The sequence below is a fragment of the Streptomyces sp. NPDC044061 genome (assembly GCF_056434305.1).
This window is the reverse complement of the sequence record NZ_JBWKFL010000002.1, coordinates 366,780-392,419: the sequence shown is the minus strand read 5'-3', so window position 1 is coordinate 392,419 and position 25,640 is coordinate 366,780. Positions and strand designations below refer to the sequence as shown.

Sequence of the window (25,640 nt, the reverse complement as noted above, 5' to 3'; positions counted from 1 at the left end):
CTTACGATGCTTTGATGCCCCTCCCCAAAGCAGAACTGCACCTCCACATCGAAGGCACCCTGGAGCCCGAGCTGGCGTTCGAGCTGGCCGCCCGCAACGGCGTCGAACTGCCTTACGCCGACACCGACGAGCTGCGCAAGGCCTACCAGTTCGAGGACCTCCAGTCCTTTCTGAACCTGTACTACGAGCTGATGGCCGTCCTGCGCACCGAGCAGGACTTCGCCGATCTGGCCGATGCCTACCTCGCCCGCGCCGCCGCGCAGGGCGTGCGGCACGCGGAGATCTTCTTCGACCCGCAGGCCCACGTCGCGCGGGGCGTGGCCATGGGCACGGTCGTGGAAGGGCTGTGGCGGGCGCTCGGCCGCAGCGGGGAGAACCACGGAGTCTCCACGAAGCTCATCATGTGCTTCCTGCGCGACGAGTCCGCCGACTCGGCGCTCGAGATCCTGGAGGCGGCCAGGCCCTACCTGGACCGGATCACCGGCGTCGGCCTCGACTCGGCCGAGGTCGGCCACCCGCCGGCGAAGTTCCGTGAGGTGTACGAGGCCGCCGCCGCGCTCGGGCTGCGCCGGGTGGCGCACGCCGGCGAGGAGGGTCCGGCCGCGTACATCACCGAGGCGCTGGACGTCCTCGGCGTGGAGCGGATCGACCACGGCCTGCGCTGCATGGAGGACCCGGCACTGGTCGAGCGGCTGGTCCGCGACCGCGTCCCGCTGACCCTGTGCCCGCTGTCCAACGTCCGGCTGCGAACCGTGGACGTCCTGGCGGAGCACCCTCTCCCGGCCATGCTCGACGCCGGCCTGCTGTGCACGATCAACTCCGACGACCCGGCCTACTTCGGCGGCTACGTCGCCGACAACTACCACGCCGTCCGTGACGCCCTCGGGCTGGCCAGGGAGCAGATGCGCGAGCTGGCCCGCAACTCATTCCTCGCCTCCTTCCTGGAGGACGACGAGGAGCGGCGGGCGCGCTACCTGGCCGAGGTGGAGGCGTACGAGTTCGGGTAGGCGGTGTCGTACGTGGGCTGGGCAGGCACGGCCTGGGTGTCCACCTGGATCTCCACCACACGGACCGTTCGCCTGCCCGCCCGCAGTGCCACCACCGTCAGCGGAACCGCCACCGCCAGCAGCACGACGGCCAGAACCTCGCCCATGACCGGGAAGCCCGCCCACGCCGCGAGCGCGCTCCCGGCCAGCGGGCCCGCCGCCGTGCCCAGTGACGACGCCGAGCCGACCAGCACCGCCCAGCGGCCGCGCGGGTCCAGGGAGGCGGCCAGGCCGATGACGTACGACAGCACGACCGGGTAGAGCAGGTTCCAGGAGATCTCGCCCGCCGCGAAGGCCGGCAGGTCGGTCGCCGACGCGCTGAGCGCGATGCAGCCCGCGATGAGCGCCGTACCCGCGCCGATCGGCGCCGCCCGGCCCAGCCGGGACCCGAGCGCCCCGGCGCCCACGACCCCGAACAGCCCGGCGCCGAGCGCGACCGCGAACACCGCGCCGACGCTGACCTCACTGAGGTGCGCCTGTCCGAGACCGATCCGGCCGCTGACGCCCCACAGGGAGTTCTGCGCCAGGGACCAACAGGGCATGGCCACGGCCAGCAGCAGGCCGGCCCGCAGGTGGGGGAGCCTGCCACGTCCGGCGCAGGAGGCGCGGACCGGGGCCGTACGGGCGGGCAGGCGCCCGGTGAGCGGCCACACCGCTACCGCGGTGAGCGCGATCGCGGCGAGCGGCTGCCCATGACCCGGGCCGAGGTGCGGGATCGTCAGGTACAGGGCGCCCGCGAGCGCGGAGACGCCGAGCAGGCCGAGCGTGGTGACCCGGTGCGGATCCCGGTGTGCGGCGATGCCGCCGGCGGCGACCGCCGTGACCGTGCCGGACCCGAACCCGCCGAGCAGCGCGCCCGCCACGACGGCCGGCACGGCCCCGGTCAGCGCGGCCCCGCCGTAGCCGAGGACGGCGAGCGCGAGGCCGACCCGGGCGAGGGTGCGCGCGCCGATCCGTTCCACCCGGGAGGCCAGCAGGAAGCCCGCCGCCGCCGAACTCAGCAGCAGCGCACTGCCGATGGCCCCGGCCTGGGTGGTGGAGAGCGGAAGCCCGGCGTCGAGCCGGCCGACGGTGGTCGGCAGCAGGTAGGGGGCGAGGTACCCGGCCGTGAAAAGGGCGACGAGGGGCCAGGGCATGGTGGAGCGGGGGGCGGACACGGGCGTTCCCAGGGCAGGCGAGAGCAGCGGCTCGGAAAAAGAGGGGGAGGGAGCGACGGCCGTCGACGGACGGGAACGTGCGAGCAAGTTGTATCAAGCACGCGGTTCCGGAAGAAGGTCGGGAGACGTGATCCGGATCACTCTTGCGTTTGCCGTCGGAGAGTCGGGGGTATGAGGTTGCCCCCTGACGGTCCATTGGTCAGGGTGCGGCGGGATGGGTTATGGTTCATCACGTCGCGGTCGCCGGAACTCCCGGTGGCGGACCGTGCGTTGGTGGTCCAAGGAAAGACGCCCCACTTCCTGTGGGGAGATGCAGGTGCAAGGCCTGCCCGGCGCTCCGATGAAGCCCCATCCCGCTTGTGCGGGGTGGGGCTCTTTTTCGTTCCCCTTCACCCTCCCGTCCTCCGGGGCCCATTGACGGCCCCACGTTCGTCTATCTAGCCTCTGTTCTCATACATAGACAATATTCATAAGGGGAGATGGTCAGGTGGCTGGCGATCCGAGTCCGCAGGACGTGGCACGGCGACTGCGGAAGGGCATGGCGCACGGCGTGCTGTCCTTCCCGCTCACCGCCTTCCACGACGACGGCTCCCTCGACCCCGACGGCTTCCGCGCCCATGTCGCCGCGCGGCTCGCCTCCGGCCCCGGGGCAGTCTTCCCGGCCTGCGGCACCGGCGAGTTCTTCTCGCTGGACGAGGACGAGTACCGGCGGGTCGTCGCCGTCACCGTCGAGGAGGCGGCCGGCCGGGTGCCCGTGGTGGCCGGGACCGGGTACGGCTGGGCGCAGGCCGCCCGGTTCGCGCGGATCGCCGAGGAGGCCGGCGCCGACGCCCTGCTCGTGCTGCCGCACTACCTCGTCGCGGCCCCCCAGGACGGCCTCGCCGCCCAGTTGGAGCGGCTCGCCGCCCGCACCCGGCTGCCGCTCGTCGCCTACCAGCGCGGGCAGGTCGCCTATACCGTGGCCTCGTTGCGGCGCATCGCGCGCATCCCGAACGTCATCGGCCTCAAGGACGGCCACAGTGACCTCGACCGCCTCCAGCGCCTCACCCTCGCCGCCCCCGAGGACTTCCTGTTCTTCAACGGCGCCGCCACCGCCGAGATCCAGGCCCGCGCCTACGCCACCGTCGGGGTCCCCGCCTACTCCTCCGCCGTCCACGCCTTCGCCCCCGAGATCGCCGGCGCCTTCTTCACCGCGCTGCGCGGCGGGGACCACGTCACGACCGAGAAACTCCTGCGCGAGTTCTACGTCCCCTTCGTCGAACTGCGCGACAGCACGCCCGGATACGCGGTGTCCCTGGTGAAGGCGGCCGCCCGGCTGCGCGGTGACCGCGTCGGCCCCGTTCGTGCCCCCCTCACGGACCCCTCGCCCGCCGACCTCGCCGACCTGAAGGCCCTCCTCACCACCGGACTCGACCTCGCAGGAGCCTCGCTGTGACCCGTGACCTGACCATCGCCGAGGTGCGGCTGACGCCGATCCTGGTCGCCGACCCGCCGCTGCTCAACACCCAGGGCGTGCACCAGCCGTACACCCCCCGGCTGATCGTCGAGGTCGTGACGGCCGACGGGATCACCGGTCTCGGGGAGACCTACGGCGACACCAAGTACCTGGAACTGGCCCGCCCGCTGGCCGAACACCTCGTCGGGCGCTCGGTCATGGATGTGAACTGGCTGTTCTCCGTGGACCTCGCCGTGGACGAGGACCGGATCAGGGGAGCCGTGGACGCCGGCGGACTGCGCGGGGTGCAGAGCGCGGACAAGCTGCGGCTGTCGGTGCTGTCCGCCTTCGAGGTCGCCTGCCTGGACGCCCAGGGCAGGGTGCTCGGGCTGCCCGTGCACGCGCTGCTCGGCGGCAAGATACGGGACGCGGTCGAGTACAGCGCCTACCTCTTCTACAAGTGGGCCGGCCACCCGGGGGGCGTCGCCGCCGAACCGGACGACTGGGGCGCCGCCCTCGACCCGGCAGGAGTCGTCGGCCAGGCGCGGCGGTTCAAGGAGCGGTACGGGTTCACCTCCTTCAAGCTCAAGGGCGGGGTCTTTCCGCCCGACGAGGAGATCGCGGCCGTACGCGCCCTCGCCGAGGCCTTCCCAGGGCACCCGCTGCGGCTCGACCCCAACGGCGCCTGGTCCGTCGACACGTCGCTGAAGGTGGCGAAGGAACTCGGGGACGTCCTCGAGTACCTGGAGGACCCGACGCTGGGCACCCCCGCGATGGCCGAGGTGTCGGCCGGGACGGAGGTCCCGCTCGCGACCAACATGTGCGTGACCACCTTCGGCGAGATCAAGGAGGCGTTCACCAGGGACGCAGTGCAGGTGGTGCTCTCCGACCACCACTACTGGGGCGGGCTGCGCAACACCCGGCACCTGGCCGCGATCTGCGACGTCTTCGGCGTCGGGGTGTCCATGCACTCCAACACCCACCTCGGGATCAGCCTCGCCGCGATGACCCAGGTGGCGGCCACCGTGCCCAACCTGCACCACGCGTGCGACTCCCACTACCCCTGGCAGTCCGAGGACGTCCTCACCGAGCGGCCGGCCTTCACTGACGGCAGGGTCGTGGTCTCCGACGCGCCCGGTCTCGGCGTCGAGCTGGACCGGGACGAACTCGCCCGGCTGCACCGGCGCTGGGCCGAGGACGACGGCACGCTGCGCGACCGGGACGACGCGGCGGCGATGCGGGTGGCGGAGCCCGAGTGGCGGACCCCGGTGATGCCCCGCTGGTAGTCACGCTGCCGTGCGACGGCCGTGCTCCGGATGGGATGTGGTGCACACTGGCCCAATCCGCATCACGTCAGGGAGCGCACCGTGACCCCGTCGCACACGATCGCCGGAGAGGAACCGGAGCACCTCACCAAGGCAGCGCGCTGTCAGGCCCAGGTCGACCCGCTGGCCGCCCTGCGCGCACCGGACGATCCGCCCTGGGACGTCTACCTCACGGGCACGGTCTTCCTCGACATCGTCTTCACCGGCCTGGACTCGGCGCCCGTGCGCGGCACCGAGTCCTGGGCCCGGGGCATGGGCTCCAGCCCGGGCGGGGTCGCCAACATGGCCACCGCGCTCGCCCGGCTCGGCCTGCGGACCTCCCTCGCGGCGGCCTTCGGGGACGACCACTACGGCGAGTACTGCTGGGACGCGCTGGACCAGGGCGAGGGCATCGACCTCACGCCCTCGCGGACGGTGCCCGGCTGGCACTCGCCGGTGACCGTCTCCATGGCCTACGAGGGCGAGCGGACCATGGTGTCCCACGGCCACGAGCCGCCGCCGGAGAAGCCGGCGCCCGACTTCCCGCCCCGCGCGCGTGCGGCCGTCGCCTCGCTCGTCCCCGGCACGCGCGCCCCCTGGATCGCCGAGGCCGCCCGCGCGGGCACCCGGATCTTCGCCGACGTCGGCTGGGACGACACCGGTACGTGGGATCTGTCCGGACTCGCAGATCTCGAACACTGCGAGGCGTTCCTGCCCAACGCGCAGGAGGCGATGCGGTACACGGGCGCCGAGTGCCCCAGGGCGGCCGCGCACGCCCTGACCGAGCACGTGCCGCTGGCGGTGGTGACGCTGGGTGCGGAGGGGGCGTACGCGGTGGACCGGCGTACCGGGGAGACGGCCGAGGTGCCCGCCATCGCGGTGGAGGCGCTGGACCCGACGGGCGCGGGCGACGTCTTCGTGGCCGGGTTCGTCACGGGCACGCTGGCCGGCTGGCCGCTCGCCGACCGACTTGCCTTCGCGGGACTCACGGCCGCCCTGTCCGTCCAGGAGTTCGGGGGCTCGCTGTCGGCGCCCGGGTGGTCGGAGATCGGGGCGTGGTGGCGGAGGGTGCAGTCGGTGGAGGGGCAGGATCCGGCGGGGCTGCGGCGGTACGCGTTCCTCGACGGCCTGGTCCCGGAGGAACTGGACCGGCCGTGGCCGCTGCGCAGGGCTGTGCCGACGCTCGGATTCCGGCGCTCGGCCTGAGGGACGTGAGGTGTGAGGGATTCCAGGTGTGAGGGACGCTCGGCGCGGGGGACAGGGCCGGGGCCGGGAAGTCGCCGGTCGGCGGCCCGCTGAAAAGCCCTACGGCCTTGTCAGTCCACCGTCGTACCCTGGAATCGCGAGGCCGCCCTCAGCTGTGCGGCCGTGACGAGGAGGAACCGCAGGCCTACAGAGCCGGCCCATGACTCAGACACCCACAGCTCACACCCCCGCGCAGGAGCAGGCGAGAGCGCAGCTGACAGTCCCCGCCCAGCACCCCATGGTGACCGTGCTGGGTTCAGGCGACTCCCTCCTGCGCGTGATCGAGAAGGCCTTCCCGGCAGCCGACATCCATGTCCGGGGCAATGAGATCAGCGCGGTCGGCGACCCTGCGGACGTCGCCCTCATTTCGCGCGTGTTCGACGAGATGATGCTGGTGCTCCGCACCGGGCAGCCGATGACGGAGGACGCAGTGGAACGCTCGATCGCCATGCTCAAGGCGAGCGAGAACGGGACGAGCGACGGCCCGGAGACCCCGGCCGAGGTACTGACGCAGAACATCCTGTCCTCGCGCGGCCGCACGATCCGCCCCAAGACGCTCAACCAGAAGCGGTACGTCGACGCGATCGACAAGCACACGATCGTCTTCGGCATCGGCCCCGCAGGCACCGGCAAGACCTACCTGGCCATGGCCAAGGCCGTACAGGCCCTGCAGTCCAAGCAGGTCAACCGGATCATCCTCACCCGACCCGCTGTGGAGGCGGGGGAGCGGCTCGGCTTTCTGCCCGGCACGCTCTACGAGAAGATCGACCCCTACCTGCGGCCGCTGTACGACGCGCTGCACGACATGCTCGACCCGGACTCGATCCCCCGGCTGATGGCCGCCGGGACGATCGAGGTCGCGCCGCTGGCGTACATGCGTGGACGGACCCTGAACGACGCCTTCATCATTCTCGACGAGGCCCAGAACACGAGCCCCGAACAGATGAAGATGTTCCTCACCCGCCTCGGCTTCGACTCGAAGATCGTGATCACCGGTGACGTGACGCAGGTCGACCTGCCGAACGGCACCAAGAGCGGTCTGCGGCAGGTGCAGGAGATCCTGGAGGGCGTCGAGGACGTCCACTTCTCCCGGCTGTCGTCCCACGATGTCGTACGGCACAAGCTGGTGGGCCGTATCGTCGACGCGTACGAGTTGTACGACAGCCAGCACGGCACCGAGAACGGCACCCACAAGGGCGGCCGTGGCAGGACCGGCGCCAAGGCTCCCAAGGGGAAGTAGACCAGCACGACCATGTCGATCGACGTCAACAACGAGTCCGGCACCGAGGTCGACGAGCAGGCGATCCTCGACATCGCCCGCTACGCACTCGCGCGGATGCGCATCCACCCGCTCTCCGAGCTCTCGGTGATCGTCGTGGACGCCGACGCCATGGAGCAGCTGCACATCCAGTGGATGGACCTGCCGGGTCCGACCGATGTCATGTCGTTCCCGATGGACGAGCTCAGGCCGCCGGCGAAGGACGACGACGAGCCGCCCCAGGGGCTGCTCGGCGACATCGTGCTGTGCCCGGAGGTCGCCGCCAAGCAGGGGGCGGAGGCGCACACGCAGCACTCCATGGACGAGGAGCTCCAGCTGCTCACCGTCCACGGCGTGCTGCACCTCCTCGGGTACGACCACGAGGAGCCGGACGAGAAGGCCGAGATGTTCGGACTCCAGGCCGCCATCGTCGACGGGTGGCGGGGCGAGCGGGGGCTGACCGGGCCGTCCCCGGCGCCGACCGTCTCGTAGGCGGGCCGGCCCTCGTAATGAGTCCGCAGATCGTCATCGGCGCGATCGCGCTGGTCGTCGTGGCCTGGCTCGCCGCCTGCGCGGAGGCGGGCCTCGCGCGCGTCTCCAGCTTCCGCGCGGAGGAGGCCGTACGGACCGGACGGCGCGGCAGCGCCAAGCTGGCCCAGGTCGCCGCCGACCCCACCCGCTACCTGAATGTGGCCCTGCTGGTCCGCGTCGCCTGCGAGATGGCGGCCGCGGCCCTGGTGACGTACGCCTGCCTGCAGGAGTTCGCGGCCACCTGGCAGGCCCTGCTGATCGCCATCGGAGTGATGGTCCTGGTGTCGTACGTCGCCGTCGGCGTCTCCCCGCGCACCATCGGCCGCCAGCACCCGCTGAACACCGCGACGGCGGCGGCGTACGTGCTGCTGCCGCTGGCCCGCATCATGGGCCCGATCCCGTACCTCCTCATCCTCATCGGCAACGCGCTCACCCCCGGCAAGGGCTTCCGGCGCGGCCCATTCGCCTCCGAGGCGGAGCTGCGTGCGCTGGTCGACCTCGCCGAGAAGGAGTCGCTGATCGAGGACGAGGAGCGTCGCATGGTGCACTCGGTCTTCGAGCTCGGCGACACCCTGGTGCGCGAGGTGATGGTCCCGCGCACCGACCTGGTCGTCATCGAGCGGTACAAGACCATCCGTCAGGCCCTCACCCTCGCCCTGCGCTCCGGGTTCTCCCGGATCCCGGTCACCGGCGAGAGCGAGGACGACATCGTCGGGATCGTGTACCTGAAGGACCTGGTCCGCAAGACGCACATCAGCCGCGACGCCGAGAACGACCTGGTGTCCACGGCCATGCGACCGGCCGTCTTCGTGCCCGACACCAAGAACGCCGGCGACCTGCTGCGCGAGATGCAGAAGGACCGCAACCACGTCGCCGTCGTCATCGACGAGTACGGCGGCACCGCCGGGATCGTCACCATCGAGGACATCCTCGAGGAGATCGTCGGCGAGATCACCGACGAGTACGACCGTGAGCTCCCGCCCGTGGAGGACCTCGGCGACGACCGCTACCGGGTCACCGCGCGCCTCGACATCACCGACCTCGGTGAGCTGTACGGCCTGGAGGAGTACGACGACGAGGACGTGGAGACCGTCGGCGGGCTGCTCGCCAAGGCGCTCGGCCGTGTGCCCATCGCCGGTGCCTCGGCCCGGGTCGAACTGCCCGACGAGCGCACGCTGAAGCTGACCGCCGAGGCCGCGGCCGGCCGTCGCAACAAGATCGTGACGGTCCTGGTGGAGCCGGCCGGCGGTCCCGCGGAGCAGGAGAGGCCCGAGTGACCCCCAAGGAGCTGCGCGCCTTCTGCCTGTCCTTCAACGCGGCCGTCGAGGACTTCCCGTTCAACCCGGAGACCTCCGTCTTCAAGGTCCTCGGGAAGATGTTCGCGCTGACGAACCTGGGCGCGCGGCCCCTGACGGTCAACCTCAAGTGCGACCCGGAGGACGCGGTCCGGCTGCGCGGGGAGCACGAGGGCCTGATCGTCCCCGGCTACCACATGAACAAACGCCACTGGAACACCGTCCCGGTGGCGGGCGGCCTGCCGGACCGCCTGGTCAGGGAGCTGATCGAGGACTCGTACGACCTCGTCGTCGCGGGCCTGCCGAGGGCGGAACGGCTGCGGCTGGACCGGCCGTAAATCCCTGTCGGCGGCTGCTGATTGCGTGTCAGAATCCGCCGCATGACCGTTCGATACCCGCGCCCTCTGCGCCCCGGTGACCGTGTCGGTGTGACCTCCCCCTCCAGCGGGGTGGCCAGGGAACTCCGGGGCCGTCTCGACGTCGCGGTCCAGGACCTCGAGGCACGCGGCTACGAGGTGGTCGTCGGCCGGTGCATGGACGGCTCGACGCACATCAGCGCGCCGGCCGCCGAACGCGCCGCCGAGCTGACCGAGATGCTGACCGACCCGACGATCCGGGCGGTGGTGCCGCCGTGGGGCGGGGAGACGGCGATCGACCTGCTGCCGCTGCTCGACTTCGAACGGATCGGGCGGGCCGAGCCGACCTGGGTCGTCGGCTGGTCGGACATGTCCACGGTCATCACCCCGTTGACCCTGCTCACCGGGGTCGCGACCGTGCACGGCAACAACCTCATGGACACGCCCTACCGGACGCCCGAGGGCCTGACGTCCTGGCTGGACATCGTGACCGCGCCGCAGGGCGAGCCGTTCGCACAGACCCCGCCCGGCCGGTACCGGGCGAGCGGCTGGGACGACTGGACCCGCGCCCCGGAGATCCGGGACCTCATCCTGGACACCGAGGGCAGCTGGACGCGGCTCGACGGGGACGGGGACGTCGACGTCGAGGGGCGGTTGATCGGCGGGTGCGTCGAGATCCTCGTCAACCTCGCGGGAACGCCGTACCTCGACACCTCGCGCTTCGCCGGGGACGAGCCGCTCCTCGTCTACGTCGAGGCGTGCGAGGACAACGCCTTCACCATCTGCCGCGCCCTGCACGGCATGCGTCTCGCCGGGTTCTTCGACCGCGCGGCCGCCGTCCTGGTGGGCCGTACCAAGGCCCCCGACGGCCGCACCCTCACCCAGCACGAGGCCGTCCTCGACGCCCTCGGCCCCCTCGGCGTCCCGGTCGTCGCCGACATCGAGTGCGGCCATGTACCGCCCTACATTCCCCTGGTGAACGGCGCGCGCGGCCGCGTACTGCACACGGCCGCGCGAAGCGAGATCGTTCAGACCCTCGACTGACCCCGGCGCAGGCCCAGGGCCACGAAGGCCGCGGTGGTCAGGACGATTGCCGCGTCCAGGGCGAGGACCGTGTGGACGCCCGACAGGAGGTCGGGGGACGTGGTGGCCAGCACGCCCAGCAGGGGGATGCCGACCGTGATGCCCACCTGCTGGGTGGAGGTCACCAGGCCGGTGGCCAGGCCCTGTTCCTCGTCGGGGACGCCCGAGGTGACCGTGATGCCGTACGAGATGATCGCGCCCAGGTGGCACATGCTGGCCAGGGCCACGGCGGCCGTGGCGAGCCAGACCGACCAGGTGTGGGCGTTCAGCGGCAGCAGCGTCGCCACCAGCACGCCCTGGCCGGCCAGGGAGCCGACCAGGGTGCGACGGGCGCCGAAGCGGCCGATGACCTTCGGGGCGAGGGTGCCCGCCACGGCCGACAGCGCGCCCTGGAAGCCGAAGACCAAGCCCGTCTCGAAGGCCGACAGACGCAGGATCTCCTGCAGGTACAGGGTCAGGACGAAGATCACCGTCGACATCATCGAGAAGGTGACCAGACCGCCCACGTTCCCCCACGCCACCGTGCGGCGACGCAGCATGGGCAGGGAGACCAGGGGCGCCGGCGAGCGGGACTCCACGACCGTGAACGCGGCCAGCAGAAGGAGCCCGGCGATCAGAGCCGCGATGACGTCGGTGCGGCCGAAGCCGTGGTCGGCGGCCGTGGACAGGGCGTAGATCAGCGACAGCAGACCCGCCGTGACGGTGATCGCGCCGGGCACGTCCAGGCGCGGGCGGTCCGGCGTGCGCGACTCCGGCAGCAGACCCGGCGCCAGCGGCAGCACGATCAGCGCGAACACCGTGAGCAGGGCCATCGTGGAGCGCCAGCCGAGCGCGTCGGTCAGGACACCGCCCGCGACCATGCCGACCGTGAAGCCCAGCGACAACAGCGTGCCGGAGATGCCGAGAGCGCGGTCCCGGGCCGGTCCCTCCGGGAAGGTGGTGGTCAGCAGGGACATGCCCGTCGGCACGATCGCCGCAGCGCCCAGGCCCTGCAGGGCCCGCCCGGTGAGGAAGGAGGCGGGGTCCCAGGCCAGGGTCGCCAGCAGCGAGGCCGCGCCGAACAGGGCCAGGCCGCCCAGGAACAGCCTCCTGCGGCCGAACAGGTCGCCGGTCCGGCCGAACAGCAGCAGAAAGCCGCCGGACGGGAGCGCGAACGCGGTGACCGCCCACTGCAGCGCCGAGCGGCTCATGCCGAGGTCGCTGCCGAGCTCGGGCAGTGCCACGTTCAGCACGGAGAAGTCCAGCGCGACCATGAACTGGGCCGCGCACAGGATGAACAGGACGAGCTTGTCACGCGTCGACAGCCGTGGGGTGTCGAGCGGTTGGCCTACGGGGGTGGTGGACTGGGAGGTGGTGTCGATCGCCATGGGAAGAGCTTCCGGCGGCCGGAACAATGCTGGGGAGTCGGAACTTATGGTGGTGGTGGCACCACCAGACACGACGGGGGAGGAGCGGTACGTGGCCGCTGCGGAGGCGATGCGCAGTCATCGGCGGGACGAGCTGCGCGAGTTCCTGATGAACCGACGGGCCCGGGTCAGTCCCGAGGAGGCCGGGCTGCCGGGCGGCGGGGGCCGGCGCCGTACGCCCGGGCTGCGCCGGGAGGAGGTCGCCGTGCTCGCCGGGGTGGGCGCTTCCTGGTACCAGTGGCTGGAGCAGGGGCGGGACATCTCCGTCTCCCCGCAGGTCCTCGACGCCGTCGCCCGGGTGCTCCGGCTCAGCGACGCCGAACGCCGGCACCTGTACCTGCTGGCCGGGCTGAACCCGCCGGCGCCTCAAGTGGCGCCCGAGAAGCGGGACATGTGCGACGGGCTGCGGCGGCTGATCGACACCTGGATGCCCTACCCGGCGCACATCATGGACGTGTACTACAACTGCGTGATGTACAACGACGCGGCGGCGCTGGTCCTCGGCATGCGGCCGGACATCACCCAGAACTGCCTCGTCGACTTCTTCGTCGATCCGCTGTACCGGTCGCGCAGCAACAGCTGGGAGCGGAACGCACGGACGGTCGTGGCCCAGTTCCGGGCGGCGTGCGCGGCACGACCGGACGACGAGGGGTTCCAGGCGGTGCTCGCAGAGGCGTCGGCCCGCAGCCCCGAGTTCGTGGCGCTGTGGGCCGAGCGGGACATCGAGGACCAGGGGCAGGTGCGCAAGGAACTGGTCCACCCGCTGGTCGGGCTACTGGTCGTGGAGTCGACGGTGATGAAGGTGCCGGCCAGGCCCGATCTGATGATCGTGCTGCACACTCCGCTGGACGAGGAGAGCACCGCGGCGAAGCTGGAGTGGCTGGCCTCTCCCGAGGGGCGGCGTGACGCCATGCACCCCGTGGCGGGGTGAAACTCCCCGGGCTTCGTATGCTCTGGGCATGACCGAGAGCAACGCGCTTGATCCCGAGGACCGCAAGATCGTCACCCTGGCCCGTTCCGCCCGGGCCCGCAACGGTGTGCCCGAGGGGGCGGCCGTACGGGACGAGACCGGGCGTACGTATGTCGCCGGGTCGGTGGAGCTGACCTCGCTGAAGCTGAGCGCGCTGCGGACGGCGGTGGCGATGGCGGTGGCCTCGGGGGCGCGGTCCTTGGAGGCGGCGGCCGTGGTGAGCGAGGCGGAAGCCGTTGCCGCCGAGGACCGGGCCGCCGTGGCCGACCTGGGTGGGCCCGAGACGCCTGTGCTGCTCGCCTCTCCGGACGGGACTGTGCAGCTGACCGTTTCCGCGGGCTGAGGTGCCGGGGGGCTCCGCTCCCCGGACCTCCGATTCGCCCAGCACGCCCACCCGTCCCGGTCGGCCGGGAAGGCGCAGGCCGAACGAAAGGTCGGCTGGAATTCAACCTTGTTGGGTCTGTGCCCTCGCGCATCAATGGAGCCATACGTTCCGACGGGCCGTCAGATCCGCACCGCCCCGCAGAGTGTCCGCACCCGCCTGCTCCGGCCTCATGTCCGTCGGCGTCCCCCCACACGGCACCCCCCACAGGGAAGGGAAGCGGATCCCCATGAGAGGCACACGCACGGCAACAGGCGCGGCACTGGTCGCCGGGGCCCTCGCGGTCACCGGTCTCACCCTCGCGCCCACCGCGGCCGCCGTCACCCCCCAGTCGGCGACCATCAACGCGAGCTGCGGCTTCTTCGGTGGCGGCGCGGCCACGCTGACCGCCACCCAGAGCGGCACCTCGGCCACCATCACCCTCACCTCCACCGCCATCAGCGCGCCCGTCGCGGTGGCGCAGGACTCCATCACCTCCACGCTCACCCTGGCGAAGGCCGGCGGCGGCAGTGTCGTGTTCAGCGGGACCAAGAACCCGGCCATGAACACCGGCGATCCGGTCAGCGTCGGCCCGCTCCCCGGTACCGTCGCCTCCGGTGACGGCCTGGAGGCCTACGGCGGCTCGCTGAAAATGGTGATCTTCGGGATCACCGTGACCTGCAAGGCCACCGCCAAGCAGTCGCCCGGCCCGTTCGTCTTCGACTGAGCAGACCCCGCTGAACTGAGCGATCTGTTCCGGTTCTCCCCTGGATGCCGCGGAAACTGATACTCCGTCAGCTTTCTGCGGCATCTCCATTGACTTCTCACGCGGGCTCCACATCAATGCCCCCTGTCGGCGCAGATGAGCCGCTGCGCCCGCAACCCTCAGGAGGGGCCCCCATGGGTTCGACACCCCGAAGATCCCGACGGTGGCGCTGGGCGTCACTGTTCGGGGCGACCGCCCTCGCGGTCACCGCGGGCGGCGCGCTGGCCTGTCCGGCCGGCGCCGCCGGTACGAACGTGGACTTCGCCACGCACTGCATCCCGCCCGCCGTCTCAGGCCTTCCGCCGATCGACGGCACCACCACCGCGAACGTGTCGGTGGACAACTCCAGCCCGAAGGTCGGCGACACCGTCACCGTGACCTACACCGTGGTCACGCCCGCCGCCGGCAACCCCACCGACCTGGCCCTGCCGGCCGACATCATGACCCCGACCGGCAAGGTCACCCTCGGCGGCGCCCAGACCGGGGCCGTCACGGTCGCCGGGCCGAAGAAGAACACCCCGGTACCGGGGAAGGCACCCTTCCCGTCCTTCTCCATGACCGGGACGTTCACCGTCACCAAGGCGGGCCAGATCACCCTCTCGCCCGGCGACTACAACATCCACACCAGCTACATCCTCGAGCTGGACACACCGTGCACGGTCACCAACCCGCCCGCCCCGGTGTCGCAGACCGTCACCGCGACCGACGGGACCCCGGCCAACACCCGTGCCATCTCGCTGGGTTCGGCCTCCGGTGACCCGGGCGCCGGCGTCACCGTCAGCGGCAGCAACTTCACGCCGGGCGCCAGCGTGACCCTGGCCGGGCGGGCCGGGGACACCCAGACCGCGGACACGGCGACCGTGACCGCCAACTCCTCGGGTTCCTTCAGCGGTTCCCTCGTCGTCAACGACAAGACGACGACCGGGATCGTGGCCTACGAAGGCGCCTCCTGGAGCGCGGACAAGGGCGCGGGCCCCGCGGCCTACGTCGTCAACGACAACACGCCCGTCCCGGCCGGCAGCCAGAAGCTGACCACCACCGTCAAGGCCGGAACCCTGTCCATGTCCCAGGCCGGGGACGCCGTCGCGCTGTCGGCGGTCGACTTCGGCAAGGGCGGGGCCTCGACCGGAGCCCTGCAGACGGTGACCGTCAAGGACTTCCGCGGCGGGCCCGCGGGCTGGTCCCTGACCGGCAAGGTCACCGACTTCACCGGTCCCGGCGCCAAGATCGACGCGAGCAGGCTGAGCTGGACCCCCGCCTGCGCGACCAAGGCGGGCAGCCCCAGCACCTGCAAGGCCGGTTCGACGGGCGCGGTGGGCATCTCGGGAGCGACCCTCGCGTCGACCCCCGACGGCGCGCTCACCGGTGGCGAGTTCACCGTCGACGCCGGGCTCTCCCTGGACGTACCGGCGTTCACGCCCCCGGGCTCGTACTCCGGCGTCCTGACCCTCACCCTCACCTGATCCGAACACAGCCAGCGGTGGCCGGGCGCCCCCACGCACCAGGGGCCGCATCCGCCCGACCGCCCGACCCGGCCCATGGGAGGTCCGCACCCATGCGCAAGCCGTACGTCCTCCTCCTGACCCTCGTCTGTCTCGTCCTGGGCGGGACCGCCGCCCCCGCGCGGGCCGCCGACAACGGCAGCTGGTCCGTCTACCCGGTCGCCTCGAAGGTCGCCGCGCGCCCCTACTTCTACCTCTCGGCCGACCCCGGGCAGACCGTCACCGACAAGGTCGCCGTCGCCAACAAGACCGGCAGGCCGCTCACCTTCCGGCTCTACGCGGCCGACGCATACAACACCGCGCGCGACGGCGGGTTCGCCGTACGGACCCTGAAGGAACGCATGCGCGGGGTGGGCGCCTGGGCCAAGCCCGCGACCTCGCGGGTCACCGTGCCCGGCCACGGGACCGTGACCGTGCCCTTCACACTCCACGTGCCCCGAGGCGCCGAGCCCGGCGATCACCCGGGCGCGATCGTCGCACTCGACGAGCGCGTCGCCCCCGGCAGCGGCAGGCTCGCGCTCGGTGTCCAGCGGGCCGTCGGCGCCCGGGTCTACCTCCGGGTCAGCGGGCCCACGCTCCCCGCGATCTCCGTCGAGCACGTGCACATCGCCCACCACCAGCCCCTCGTCCCCGGCTTCGGCGACAGCACGGCGACCATCACCTACACGCTGCGCAACACCGGGAACGTCACCCTCGACCCGAGGGTGCGGCTGACGGCACGCGGGCTGTTCGGCCGTACGTTGCTCGACCGCGACCTGACCGGCGTCCCGTCCGAGCTGCTGCCGGGGCAGCGGGTGCGGCTCACCGAGGACTGGCACGGCGCACCCCAGCTCGACCGGGGACACCTCACCCTGACCGCGAGCGCTCAGGACACCCGCCAGTCGGCGAGCGCCTCCTTCCTCGCGCTGCCCTGGCTGTTCGCCGGGCTGCTGTTCGCGGCCGGAGCGGTGAGCGGAGCGCTCCTGGTCAGAGCGCGTCGGGGCCGCGCTCGCCGGTCCGCACGCGTACGACCGTCTCCACGGGCAGCGCCCACACCTTCCCGTCGCCGATCTTCCCCGTCTGCGCGGCCCTGACGATCGCGTCGATCACGTCCTCGGCGACCGCGTCCTCGACCACGACCTCGATGCGGACCTTCGGCACCAGGTCGACCCGGTACTCGGCCCCCCGGTACACCTCGGTGTGGCCGCGCTGGCGGCCGTAGCCGCTCGCCTCGGTCACGGTCAGACCCTGCACGCCCACCTCCTGAAGTGCCGTCTTGACCGCGTCGAGGCGGTACGGCTTGACGATCGCGGTGATGAGCTTCATGCCTGGGACTTGACCTTCTGGGAGGAGCCGGTGACGACGGAGTGGGAGACCGGGGCGCCGTGCCCCAGGACCCCGTGATCGTAAGCCGTCTCGGCGTGCACCGTAAGGTCCAAACCGGTGTGCTCCTGCTCCTCGCTCGCCCGCATGCCCATCGCCTTGTCGAGCAGCTTCCCGAGGCCGTACGTCACCCCGAACGCGTACCCCGCGACGACCACCACGGCCAGCAGCTGCTTGCCGAGCGGGACGAGCCCGCCGCCGTAGAACAGGCCCTGGGCGCCGCCCGTCATCGCCTTCTCGGCGAACAGGCCGATCAGCAGGGTGCCGATGACGCCGCCGACCAGGTGGACGCCGACGACGTCCAGCGAGTCGTCGTAGTTCAGCTTGAACTTCCAGCTCACCGCGAAGGAGCAGACGACGCCGGCGGCGAGGCCCACGACCAGCGCGCCGAGCAGGGAGACCGTGCCGCACGACGGTGTGATGGCGACCAGGCCGGCCACCGCGCCGGAGGCGGCGCCCAGGGTCGTCGGGTGGCCGTCGCGCCTGTGCTCGACGAAGAGCCAGCCGAGCAGGCCGGTGCAGCCGGCGGCGAGGGTGTTGAGGAAGGCGGCCGCGGCGAGCCCGTTCGCGCCGAGCGCGCTGCCCGCGTTGAAGCCGAACCAGCCGAACCACAGCAGACCGGCGCCGAGGATCACCATGGGCAGGTTGTGCGGGCGCATGGCGTCCTTCTTGAAGCCCAGGCGCGGGCCGAGGACCAGGCACAGGGCCAGACCGGAGGCGCCGGAGGTGATCTCGACGGGGAGACCGCCGGCGAAGTCGAGCGCCCCGAGCCGGTCGAGGATCCAGCCGCCCGGGCCCCACACCCAGTGGGCGACCGGAACGTATACCAGCAGCGTCCAGACCGGGACGAAGACCAGCCAGGCCGAGAACTTCGTGCGGTCGGCGACCGCGCCGCTGATCAGGGCGGCCGTGACGATCGCGAAGGTGAGCTGGAAGGTGGCGAACAGAAGGGTGGGGACGGTGCCGTGGACGCTGCCCGGGCCGAGGCCGCTCATGCCGGAGTGCCCGAGCCCGCCGACCAGCCCCGCGAAGGCGTCGTCACCGAAGGCGAGCGAGTAGCCGGCCACCAGCCAGACCACCGTGACCAGGGCGATCGACACGAAGCTCATCATCAGCATGTTGAGGACGCTCTTCGTGCGGACCATGCCGCCGTAGAACAGGGCCAGGCCCGGGGTCATCAGCAGGACCAGGGCGGTGGCCGCGAGCAGCCAGGCGGTGTCGCCGGTGTCGATACGAGCGGCGGCGAAGGTCACGGGCGTCTCCAACGGTGTGGGGGCTCGTCAGAGGGTCACCGGTGGGCGTTTCCGGTTGCGTACAGGTGTGTTTCCGTGACGTTTCGTTGCGTAGGGGTTTCCGGAAGCTCACCGCCGGACGCGGTGGCCGCGACTGGTACGGCGGGGCTTCGTGGATCAGGGACAATGGTCGCCATGAGCGTTCGTACCCAGTCATCCGAGCAGCCGGCCGAGACCGTCCACCGCGCCGGCTTCGCCTGCTTCGTGGGCCGCCCCAACGCGGGCAAGTCCACCCTCACGAACGCTCTCGTCGGGCAGAAGGTGGCGATCACCGCCAACCAGCCGCAGACGACGCGGCACACGGTGCGCGGCATCGTGCACCGGCCCGACGCCCAGCTGATCCTGGTGGACACCCCTGGCCTGCACAAGCCGCGCACCCTGCTCGGCGAGCGCCTCAACGACGTGGTCCGCACCACCTGGGCCGAGGTCGACGTGATCGGCTTCTGCCTTCCCGCGAACGAGAAGATCGGCCCCGGCGACCGCTTCATCGCCAAGGAGCTGGCCGGGATCCGGAAGACCCCGAAGGTCGCCGTCGTCACCAAGACCGACCTGGTCGACTCCAAGACCCTCGCCGAGCAGCTGATCGCCATCGACCAGCTGGGCAAGGAGCTGGGCTTCGAGTGGGCGGAGATCGTGCCGGTGTCGGCGGTCGGCGACAAGCAGGTGGGCCTGCTGGCCGACCTGCTCGTTCCGCTGCTGCCGGAGGGCCCGGCCCTCTACCCCGAGGGCGACCTCACGGACGAGCCCGAGCAGGTCATGATCGCGGAACTGATTCGCGAGGCCGCCCTGGAGGGTGTCCGCGACGAGCTGCCGCACTCCATCGCGGTGGTCGTGGAGGAGATGCTCCCGCGCGAGGACCGCCCCGCGGACCGGCCCCTGCTGGACATCCACGCCAACGTCTACATCGAGCGCCCCAGCCAGAAGGGCATCATCATCGGCCCCAAGGGCAAGCGCCTGAAGGAGGTCGGCATCAAGTCCCGCAAACACATCGAGGCCCTCCTGGGCACGCCGGTCTTCCTGGACCTCCATGTGAAGGTGGCGAAGGACTGGCAGCGGGACCCGAAGCAGCTGCGGAAGCTGGGGTTCTAGCAGCGGGTCGTCGTGCGGCCGGAACCTCATTCCACCCCGCGTATCCGGCCCACCAGCAGCGCCCCGGCCAGCCCGATCGCCGCCGCCACCAGGTACAGCACCCGGTAGCCGCCCAGATACGTCACTATCGGCGCGGCGAGTGCCGGGGCCGCCACCTGCGGCAGGGCGTTGGCCACGTTGATCACGCCGAGGTCCTTGCCCCGGTCCAGCGCCGTCGGCAGGACGTCCGTCATCAGCGCGAAGTCGACCGAGGTGAACACGCCGAAGCCGACCCCCAGCAGCGCCGCCGCCACGATCGCGCCCGGCCAGGTCTGCCAGCCGGACAGGGCCGCCGTGGCCATCGCCATCAGCACCCCCGACCACACCACGAACGGCTTGCGGCGGCCCACCCGGTCCGACCACACCCCGCCGGCCACGACGGTCGCCATCAGGGTGAGGCCGTTGACCGCCGTCAGGATCAGGACGCCCTGCTCGGGGTCGGAGTAGTGGAGGCGGTCCCGCAGGTAGTAGAGCAGGTACAGCAGCACCAGCGAGTTGCTGAGGTTGATCAGGAAGCGGGTCAGCCACGCCCAGCCGAGGTCCGGGTACCGGCGTGGGCTCAGCCAGAAGCCCGCCAGGAAGGCGCGCCCGGACCACGGCGGCCGGTCCTCCGCCGCCAGCCGCAGATCCTCGTGGCGCAGCAGGTACGGCAGCACGCCCACCACCGTGAACAGCGCGCAGGCCGCATACCCGGCACCGATCCCGCCCGCCGCCGTCGCGAGGCCCGTGCCGCCGACCACGCCGAGGATCTGCGCCGCCCCCAACCAGCCGCCCACCACGCCCCGTTGGCGCCGCGGAACCCGGTCCGGCACGGCCGCGGTGACCGCCGCGAAGGCCGCGTTCAGTGTGAGCTGCACCAGACACCAGCCGAGCGTCATCGTCCACGGCCCGGACGCGCCCGCGAGCAGCAGCAGAGCCAGCGCGCCGCCCGCCGTGCCCGCCACGATCCACGGCGCACGGCGGCCACGGCGGGCGGTCGTCCGGTCCGACAGGGCGCCGAAGAAGGGGTTCGCGAGCAACGAGACCACCGCGCCCACGCCCGTCACCCACGCCAGCATCGTTTCCTTGGACATGCCGGAGCCGGGCGCGAAGTCCCCGGCCTGGGAGGCGAGCAGGATCTGCAGCGGGCCGAACCAGCCCACCCAGATCGCCCCGTTGGCCAGCGCCAGCGCCGCGGTCCAGCCCCGGCCGACCGGCTCGACGGGCTCGGTGAGCGCGGCCGAGGCGCGGACGGTGGTCATCTCTGCGCCCGCAGCAGGTCCCGGAACCAGTGGTAAGAGGCCTTCGGGGTGCGCTTCAGCGTGGCGGGATCGTCGGTATCGGCGGGACCATCGAAGTCCACGTGGACCAGGCCGAAGCGGCGCGCATAGCCCTCCGCCCACTCGAAGTTGTCCATCAGGGACCACACGAAGTAGCCGCGCACATCAACCCCGGCCTCCAGGGCCGCGTGCAACGCGCGGACATGACCGTCCAGGTAGGAGATCCGGTCCTGGTCGTCGATGCCCTCGTACGAGCAGCCGTTCTCGGTGATGACGACGGGCGGGAGCCGGTCGCCGTAGCGGTCGCGGAACCCCGTGAGCAGTTCCGTCAGTCCCTCCGGTACGACCGGCCAGCCGAAGTCGGTCACCGGGCGGTCCTCGATCCCCCAGACCGAGAAGGGGAGATCGGCCGGCATCGTCAGGCCGCCGAACTCGATCTCGGTGCCCTGCGGGGCGCCCACCCGGGTCGGCGCGTAGTAGTTGACGCCGTACCAGTCGAGCGGTTCGGAGATGACCTTCAGATCGGACCGCACGTCGCCCGGCATCAACGCGTCGATGCCCTCCGGATACTCGCCCAGGACGATGGGCTCGGCGAACAGCCGGTTGAGCAGGAGGTCGTAGAAGCCCGCCGCCTCCACATCGGCCGGTTCCGGGGAGGCGGGCCAGGTCGGGCCGTGGGAGTTGGCGATGCCGATGTCCGTGGCCCCGGCCGCGCGCAGGGCCCGTACCGCGAGTCCGTGGGCGAGGAGCTGGTGGTGGGCGGCCGGGAGGGCGTCGAAGAGGAGCTGCCGGCCGGGGGCGTGGGCGCCCAGGGCGTGACCCAGCAGGGTGTGCTCGGCGGGTTCGTTGAGGGTGATCCACTTGGTGACGCGGTCGCCGAGGCGTCCGGCCACCACGGAGACGTACTCGGCGAACCGGGCCGCCGTGTCCCGCTCCAGCCAGTCGAGCGAGGCGGGCAGGTCCCAGTGGAACAGGGTGGGCACGGGCCGTACGCCCGCCGCGCACAGCTCGTCCACCAGCCGGTCGTAGAAGTCCAGGCCGCCGGGGGAGTTCACCCGCGGCCAGGAGATCGAGAAGCGGTACGCGTCCACGCCGAGTCCGGCGAGGAGGGCCACGTCCTCCCGGTAACGGTGGAAGTGGTCGCAGGCCACCGCCGCCGTCGAGCCGTCCTTCACCCGCCCCGGCTCGGCCGTGAACACGTCCCACACGGATGCCTCACGCTCATCGACCGCCCCCTCGATCTGATGGGCCGAGGTCGAGACACCCCACAGAAAGCCGGCCGGGAAGCGGGGCATCGGATTGCCTGCATCAGTCGCCATGGCCGGGATCATCCTTACCCGCGGTAACTGAAGTCAACGCCCCGGTGCGAAACGGCAGTTGCGACCCAGAGGCCTACGCCCCCTCCTTCAGCACCCGCGAGATCAGTTCCCGCTGTTCCTCGGACAGCCGAGGATCGGCCGCGTAGGCCGTGCGGCCGTCCACGGTGATCTCGTAGCTGAAGCCGTCCGGAACCCCGGCCGGGGGCGTGCGGTCGCCCGAGGCGATCGCACGCTCGGCCAGGGTGTGCCACTCGGGGGCGTCGGGCCGGCCCGAGGTGTCCACCTCGGCCCGGCGCTCGATGCCCGCGAAACCGCCCGTACGCCGCACTCGAATACGCATGGGGGACTGTCTAGTACGGAACTACAGCGTCCGCACCCCGACCTGTTCCCATGCCTTCTGCACGGCCTGGAGTTCGTCGCCCGCGCCGTACCGCTCGCGGGCCGCCCGCACGGTCAGCGTGGCGAAGTCGGCGAACAGGGCGTCCTGCTTCAGCTCGCCGCCGGTGAGCACGTCGTACCAGATCTGCCCGGCCTTCTCCCAGGCGTGGCCGCCGATGGCCGTGGCGACCAGGTAGAAGGCGTGGTTCGGGATGCCGGAGTTGATGTGCACGCCGCCGTTGTCGCGGCCGGTGCGGACGTAGTGGTCCATCGTCGCCGGCTGCGGGTCCTTGCCGAGGACGTCGTCGTCGTACGCCGTGCCCGGCGCCTTCATCGAGCGCAGGGCGGTGCCGGTGACGCGCGGGGCGAGGAGTCCCGCGCCGATCAGCCAGTCGGCCTCGGCCGCGGTCTGGCCGAGCGTGTACTGCTTGATCAGCGAGCCGAAGACGTCGGAGACGGACTCGTTGAGCGCGCCGGACTGGCCGAAGTAGGCCAGGTTGGCGGTGTGCTGGGTGACGCCGTGGGTCAGCTCGTGGCCGATGACGTCCACCGGGATGGTGAAGTCGAGGAAGATCTCGTTGTCACCGTCGCCGAACACCATCTGCTCGCCGTTCCAGAAGGCGTTGTCGTAGTCGGTGCCGAAGTGGACGCTCGCGTCCAGCGGCAGGCCCTCGCCGTCGATGGAGTTGCGGCCGTACGCCTTCAGGTACAGCTCGAAGGTGGCGCCGAGGCCCGCGTAGGCGCGGTTGACCGTGGCGTCCGGGCCGGGCTCGGAGCCCTCCTCGCGGACCTTCGTGCCGGGCAGGTCCTGCTGGTGCTCGGCGTCGTAGATGGTGCGGTGCGGCCGGTCGGCGGCGGCACCGGCCGGCGGGGCGACGGCGGGTGCGCCGATCACCGTGGTCAGGCGGCGGTGGGTGCGCTGGTAGGCGTCGTGCTCAAGGGACCGGCGGGCGGGGCCGGAGAGCGCGGGGTCCTCGTTCCGGGCGAGCTTGTCGAGGACGTGCGGCGGCACGATCGTGCAGAAGACGGGCTGGAAGCCCCCGTTGGTCGTCATGCCCGGCACCCTTGCACTGAGTTACCCCACTGTCACTACTCGCAACCATGATTGGTGAAATACGGTGACATTGCACTCACTCCCTGTAGTCAAAGTGGTATGGCGCACTTTTTGTCCAATTTGTCCCCGCGGTCCCGCATACTGATACAGGCGCTCGCGGCTCAGCGCGACTCGGCTAGCATGCGGAGCATCATGCTTTTCGGGCTGCTCCTTCTTAGCTGCCGCGGCGAGGGCCTGTAGTCGAGGCCGACCCCCTCCCCGCGGAGCTTGGCGTTGCGTCGTCGGCCGTCCTTCCGGACACCTTCCAAGGAGCCCCGCACCATGGCGAACCGCCAGCAGCCCAGTTCCATGCCGATCCACAAGTACGGCCGGTACGAGCAGGTCGAGATCCCGGACCGCACCTGGCCCGAGAAGCGGATCACCGCCGCCCCCCGCTGGCTCTCCACCGATCTGCGTGACGGCAACCAGGCCCTGATCGACCCCATGTCGCCCGAGCGCAAGCGCCGGATGTTCGACCAGCTGGTCAAGATGGGCTACAAGGAGATCGAGGTCGGCTTCCCCGCCTCCGGCCAGACCGACTTCGACTTCGTACGCTCCATCATCGAGGAAGAGGGCGCGATCCCGGACGACGTCACGATCTCCGTGCTGACCCAGGCCCGCGAGGACCTGATCGAGCGGACCGTGGAGTCCCTGAAGGGCGCCAAGCGGGCCACCGTCCACCTGTACAACGCGACGGCTCCCGTGTTCCGCCGGGTGGTGTTCCGCGGCTCCAAGGACGACATCAAGCAGATCGCCGTCGACGGCACCCGTCTGGTGATGGAGTACGCCGAGAAGCTGCTGGGCCCGGAAACCGAGTTCGGCTACCAGTACAGCCCCGAGATCTTCACCGACACCGAGCTGGACTTCGCGCTGGAGGTCTGCGAGGCGGTCATGGACGTCTACCAGCCGGGCCCGGGCCGCGAGATCATCCTCAACCTGCCCGCCACCGTGGAGCGTTCGACCCCGTCCACGCACGCGGACCGCTTCGAGTGGATGCACCGCAACCTGTCCCGCCGCGAGTACGTCTGCCTGTCCGTCCACCCGCACAACGACCGCGGTACGGCCGTGGCGGCGGCCGAGCTGGCGCTGATGGCCGGCGCCGACCGCGTCGAGGGCTGCCTGTTCGGGCAGGGCGAGCGCACCGGCAACGTCGACCTGGTCACCCTGGGCATGAACCTGTTCTCGCAGGGCGTCGACCCGCAGATCGACTTCTCCGACATCGACGAGATCCGTCGTACGTGGGAGTACTGCAACCAGATGGAGGTCCACCCGCGCCACCCGTACGTGGGCGACCTGGTCTACACGTCCTTCTCCGGCTCCCACCAGGACGCCATCAAGAAGGGCTTCGACGCCATGGAGGCCGAGGCGAAGGCCAAGGGCGTCACGGTCGACGACATCGAGTGGGCGGTGCCGTACCTGCCGATCGACCCGAAGGACGTCGGCCGCTCCTACGAGGCCGTCATCCGCGTCAACTCGCAGTCCGGCAAGGGCGGTGTCTCCTACGTCCTGAAGAACGACCACAAGCTGGAACTGCCGCGCCGGATGCAGATCGAGTTCTCGAAGCTCATCCAGGCCAAGACGGACGCCGAGGGCGGCGAGATCACGCCGAAGGAGATCTGGGCGGTCTTCCAGGACGAGTACCTGCCGAACCCGGACAACCCGTGGGGCCGCATCCAGGTCCGCACGGGCCAGTCGACCACCGACACCGACGGCGTCGACACCCTGACCGTCGAGGCCACCGTCGACGGCGAGGACACCGTCCTGACCGGTTCCGGCAACGGTCCGATCTCGGCCTTCTTCGACGCCCTGCAGTCCATCGGCATCGACGTACGCCTGCTGGACTACCAGGAGCACACGATGAGCGAGGGCGCCTCCGCGCAGGCCGCCTCCTACATCGAATGCGCGATCGACGACAAGGTTCTGTGGGGGATCGGCATCGACGCGAATACGACGCGTGCGTCGCTGAAGGCGGTCGTCTCCGCGGTCAACCGCGCGACGCGCTGACCCTGGCCGACCAGCACTTTCGGGGGCCCGGGGGGGGGGGGGGGGGGGGGGGGGGGGGGGATGCCCGTCCTCACGATCCGGATAGCGTTC

Annotated in this window: 24 protein-coding genes; 16 read left to right on the top strand and 8 right to left on the bottom strand. The window is 71.2% G+C overall.

Features of this window, described 5'->3' with window-relative positions; translation table 11 throughout:
* The first annotated feature begins 14 nt into the window (after window positions 1-14).
* Window positions 15-1,007 (top strand): adenosine deaminase, encoded by a 993-nt coding sequence (locus AC07CM_RS04250; RefSeq protein ID WP_478874790.1) that lies wholly within the window; start codon window positions 15-17, stop codon window positions 1,005-1,007.
* Here the strand turns inward: AC07CM_RS04250 and AC07CM_RS04245 are convergent.
* Entirely contained in the window at window positions 971-2,203 is a 1,233-nt protein-coding gene (locus tag AC07CM_RS04245; RefSeq protein ID WP_478874789.1) for an MFS transporter, read from the bottom strand. The two genes, AC07CM_RS04250 and AC07CM_RS04245, sit on opposite strands and share 37 nt — an antisense overlap.
* 538 nt (window positions 2,204-2,741) lie before the next feature.
* Between AC07CM_RS04245 and AC07CM_RS04240 the strand changes: the two genes are divergently transcribed.
* The 8 genes from AC07CM_RS04240 to AC07CM_RS04205 all read left to right on the top strand — a co-directional run bounded on the left by AC07CM_RS04240 (window position 2,742) and on the right by AC07CM_RS04205 (window position 10,671).
* Window positions 2,742-3,638: a 5-dehydro-4-deoxyglucarate dehydratase gene (locus tag AC07CM_RS04240; protein ID WP_478874898.1), complete on the top strand. Its 897-nt coding sequence runs from the start codon at window positions 2,742-2,744 to the stop codon at window positions 3,636-3,638.
* The gene (locus AC07CM_RS04235; protein WP_478874788.1) at window positions 3,635-4,924 is read left to right on the top strand and encodes a glucarate dehydratase family protein; all 1,290 of its coding nucleotides are present in this window, start codon (window positions 3,635-3,637) and stop codon (window positions 4,922-4,924) included. Before AC07CM_RS04240 ends, AC07CM_RS04235 begins: the two co-directional genes overlap by 4 nt.
* 81 nt (window positions 4,925-5,005) lie before the next feature.
* Window positions 5,006-6,148: a carbohydrate kinase family protein gene (locus AC07CM_RS04230; RefSeq protein ID WP_478874787.1), complete on the top strand. Its 1,143-nt coding sequence runs from the start codon at window positions 5,006-5,008 to the stop codon at window positions 6,146-6,148.
* Window positions 6,149-6,347: 199 nt separating this feature from the next.
* Window positions 6,348-7,427, top strand: a complete 1,080-nt coding sequence (locus AC07CM_RS04225; protein ID WP_478874786.1) for a PhoH family protein — start codon at window positions 6,348-6,350, stop codon at window positions 7,425-7,427.
* Window positions 7,428-7,439: 12 nt separating this feature from the next.
* The gene (gene ybeY / locus AC07CM_RS04220; protein WP_478874785.1) at window positions 7,440-7,937 is read left to right on the top strand and encodes an rRNA maturation RNase YbeY; all 498 of its coding nucleotides are present in this window, start codon (window positions 7,440-7,442) and stop codon (window positions 7,935-7,937) included.
* 17 nt (window positions 7,938-7,954) lie between these two features.
* The gene (locus AC07CM_RS04215) at window positions 7,955-9,253 is read left to right on the top strand and encodes a hemolysin family protein (RefSeq protein ID WP_478874784.1); all 1,299 of its coding nucleotides are present in this window, start codon (window positions 7,955-7,957) and stop codon (window positions 9,251-9,253) included.
* Window positions 9,250-9,609, top strand: a complete 360-nt coding sequence (locus AC07CM_RS04210) for an MmcQ/YjbR family DNA-binding protein (protein WP_478874783.1) — start codon at window positions 9,250-9,252, stop codon at window positions 9,607-9,609. Before AC07CM_RS04215 ends, AC07CM_RS04210 begins: the two co-directional genes overlap by 4 nt.
* 42 nt (window positions 9,610-9,651) lie before the next feature.
* A complete protein-coding gene (locus tag AC07CM_RS04205) occupies window positions 9,652-10,671 on the top strand; it encodes a S66 family peptidase (protein WP_478874782.1) in 1,020 nt (339 codons plus the stop codon).
* Here the strand turns inward: AC07CM_RS04205 and AC07CM_RS04200 are convergent.
* On the bottom strand, window positions 10,656-12,077 hold the full coding sequence (locus AC07CM_RS04200; protein WP_478874781.1) for an MFS transporter: 1,422 nt from the start codon (window positions 12,075-12,077) through the stop codon (window positions 10,656-10,658). The two genes, AC07CM_RS04205 and AC07CM_RS04200, sit on opposite strands and share 16 nt — an antisense overlap.
* Window positions 12,078-12,186: 109 nt before the next feature.
* On the opposite strand from AC07CM_RS04200, the gene AC07CM_RS04195 reads away from it, so the two are divergent.
* The 5 genes from AC07CM_RS04195 (at window position 12,187) to AC07CM_RS04175 (ending at window position 16,788) form a co-directional block, all read left to right on the top strand.
* On the top strand, window positions 12,187-13,047 hold the full coding sequence (locus AC07CM_RS04195; protein ID WP_478874897.1) for a helix-turn-helix transcriptional regulator: 861 nt from the start codon (window positions 12,187-12,189) through the stop codon (window positions 13,045-13,047).
* Window positions 13,048-13,075: 28 nt separating this feature from the next.
* Window positions 13,076-13,429: a cytidine deaminase gene (locus AC07CM_RS04190; protein ID WP_478874780.1), complete on the top strand. Its 354-nt coding sequence runs from the start codon at window positions 13,076-13,078 to the stop codon at window positions 13,427-13,429.
* A 268-nt stretch (window positions 13,430-13,697) separates the two neighbouring features.
* The gene (locus AC07CM_RS04185) at window positions 13,698-14,174 is read left to right on the top strand and encodes a hypothetical protein (RefSeq protein WP_478874779.1); all 477 of its coding nucleotides are present in this window, start codon (window positions 13,698-13,700) and stop codon (window positions 14,172-14,174) included.
* Window positions 14,175-14,347: 173 nt separating this feature from the next.
* Window positions 14,348-15,676, top strand: coding sequence for a beta-xylosidase (locus AC07CM_RS04180; RefSeq protein ID WP_478874778.1), 1,329 nt, complete (start codon window positions 14,348-14,350; stop codon window positions 15,674-15,676).
* A 92-nt stretch (window positions 15,677-15,768) separates the two neighbouring features.
* Window positions 15,769-16,788 carry a DUF916 domain-containing protein gene (locus AC07CM_RS04175; RefSeq protein ID WP_478874777.1) on the top strand — a complete coding sequence of 340 codons (1,020 nt, stop codon included), beginning with the start codon at window positions 15,769-15,771 and terminating at the stop codon, window positions 16,786-16,788.
* Here the strand turns inward: AC07CM_RS04175 and AC07CM_RS04170 are convergent.
* Together AC07CM_RS04170 and AC07CM_RS04165 are read right to left on the bottom strand one after the other, a co-directional pair.
* Window positions 16,682-17,020, bottom strand: coding sequence for a P-II family nitrogen regulator (locus AC07CM_RS04170; RefSeq protein WP_478874776.1), 339 nt, complete (start codon window positions 17,018-17,020; stop codon window positions 16,682-16,684). The genes AC07CM_RS04175 and AC07CM_RS04170 overlap by 107 nt on opposite strands.
* On the bottom strand, window positions 17,017-18,330 hold the full coding sequence (locus AC07CM_RS04165) for an ammonium transporter (RefSeq protein ID WP_478874775.1): 1,314 nt from the start codon (window positions 18,328-18,330) through the stop codon (window positions 17,017-17,019). Before AC07CM_RS04165 ends, AC07CM_RS04170 begins: the two co-directional genes overlap by 4 nt.
* A 174-nt stretch (window positions 18,331-18,504) precedes the next feature.
* Between AC07CM_RS04165 and era the strand changes: the two genes are divergently transcribed.
* Complete coding sequence (gene era, locus AC07CM_RS04160; protein WP_478874774.1) at window positions 18,505-19,458, top strand: GTPase Era; 954 nt, start codon at window positions 18,505-18,507, stop codon at window positions 19,456-19,458.
* Between the two features lie 26 nt (window positions 19,459-19,484).
* Here the strand turns inward: era and AC07CM_RS04155 are convergent, their stop codons facing one another.
* From AC07CM_RS04155 to AC07CM_RS04140, 4 genes are all read right to left on the bottom strand, one after another.
* Window positions 19,485-20,738, bottom strand: coding sequence for an MFS transporter (locus AC07CM_RS04155; RefSeq protein ID WP_478874773.1), 1,254 nt, complete (start codon window positions 20,736-20,738; stop codon window positions 19,485-19,487).
* Window positions 20,735-22,075, bottom strand: a complete 1,341-nt coding sequence (locus AC07CM_RS04150) for a GH1 family beta-glucosidase (protein ID WP_478874772.1) — start codon at window positions 22,073-22,075, stop codon at window positions 20,735-20,737. Before AC07CM_RS04150 ends, AC07CM_RS04155 begins: the two co-directional genes overlap by 4 nt.
* 73 nt (window positions 22,076-22,148) lie before the next feature.
* Complete coding sequence (locus tag AC07CM_RS04145) at window positions 22,149-22,415, bottom strand: protealysin inhibitor emfourin (protein WP_478874771.1); 267 nt, start codon at window positions 22,413-22,415, stop codon at window positions 22,149-22,151.
* A 21-nt stretch (window positions 22,416-22,436) separates the two neighbouring features.
* Entirely contained in the window at window positions 22,437-23,507 is a 1,071-nt protein-coding gene (locus AC07CM_RS04140) for a M4 family metallopeptidase (protein WP_478874770.1), read from the bottom strand.
* Between the two features lie 321 nt (window positions 23,508-23,828).
* On the opposite strand from AC07CM_RS04140, the gene leuA reads away from it, so the two are divergent.
* Window positions 23,829-25,550, top strand: coding sequence for a 2-isopropylmalate synthase (gene leuA / locus AC07CM_RS04135; protein WP_478874769.1), 1,722 nt, complete (start codon window positions 23,829-23,831; stop codon window positions 25,548-25,550).
* The last annotated feature ends 90 nt before the right edge of the window (window positions 25,551-25,640 follow it).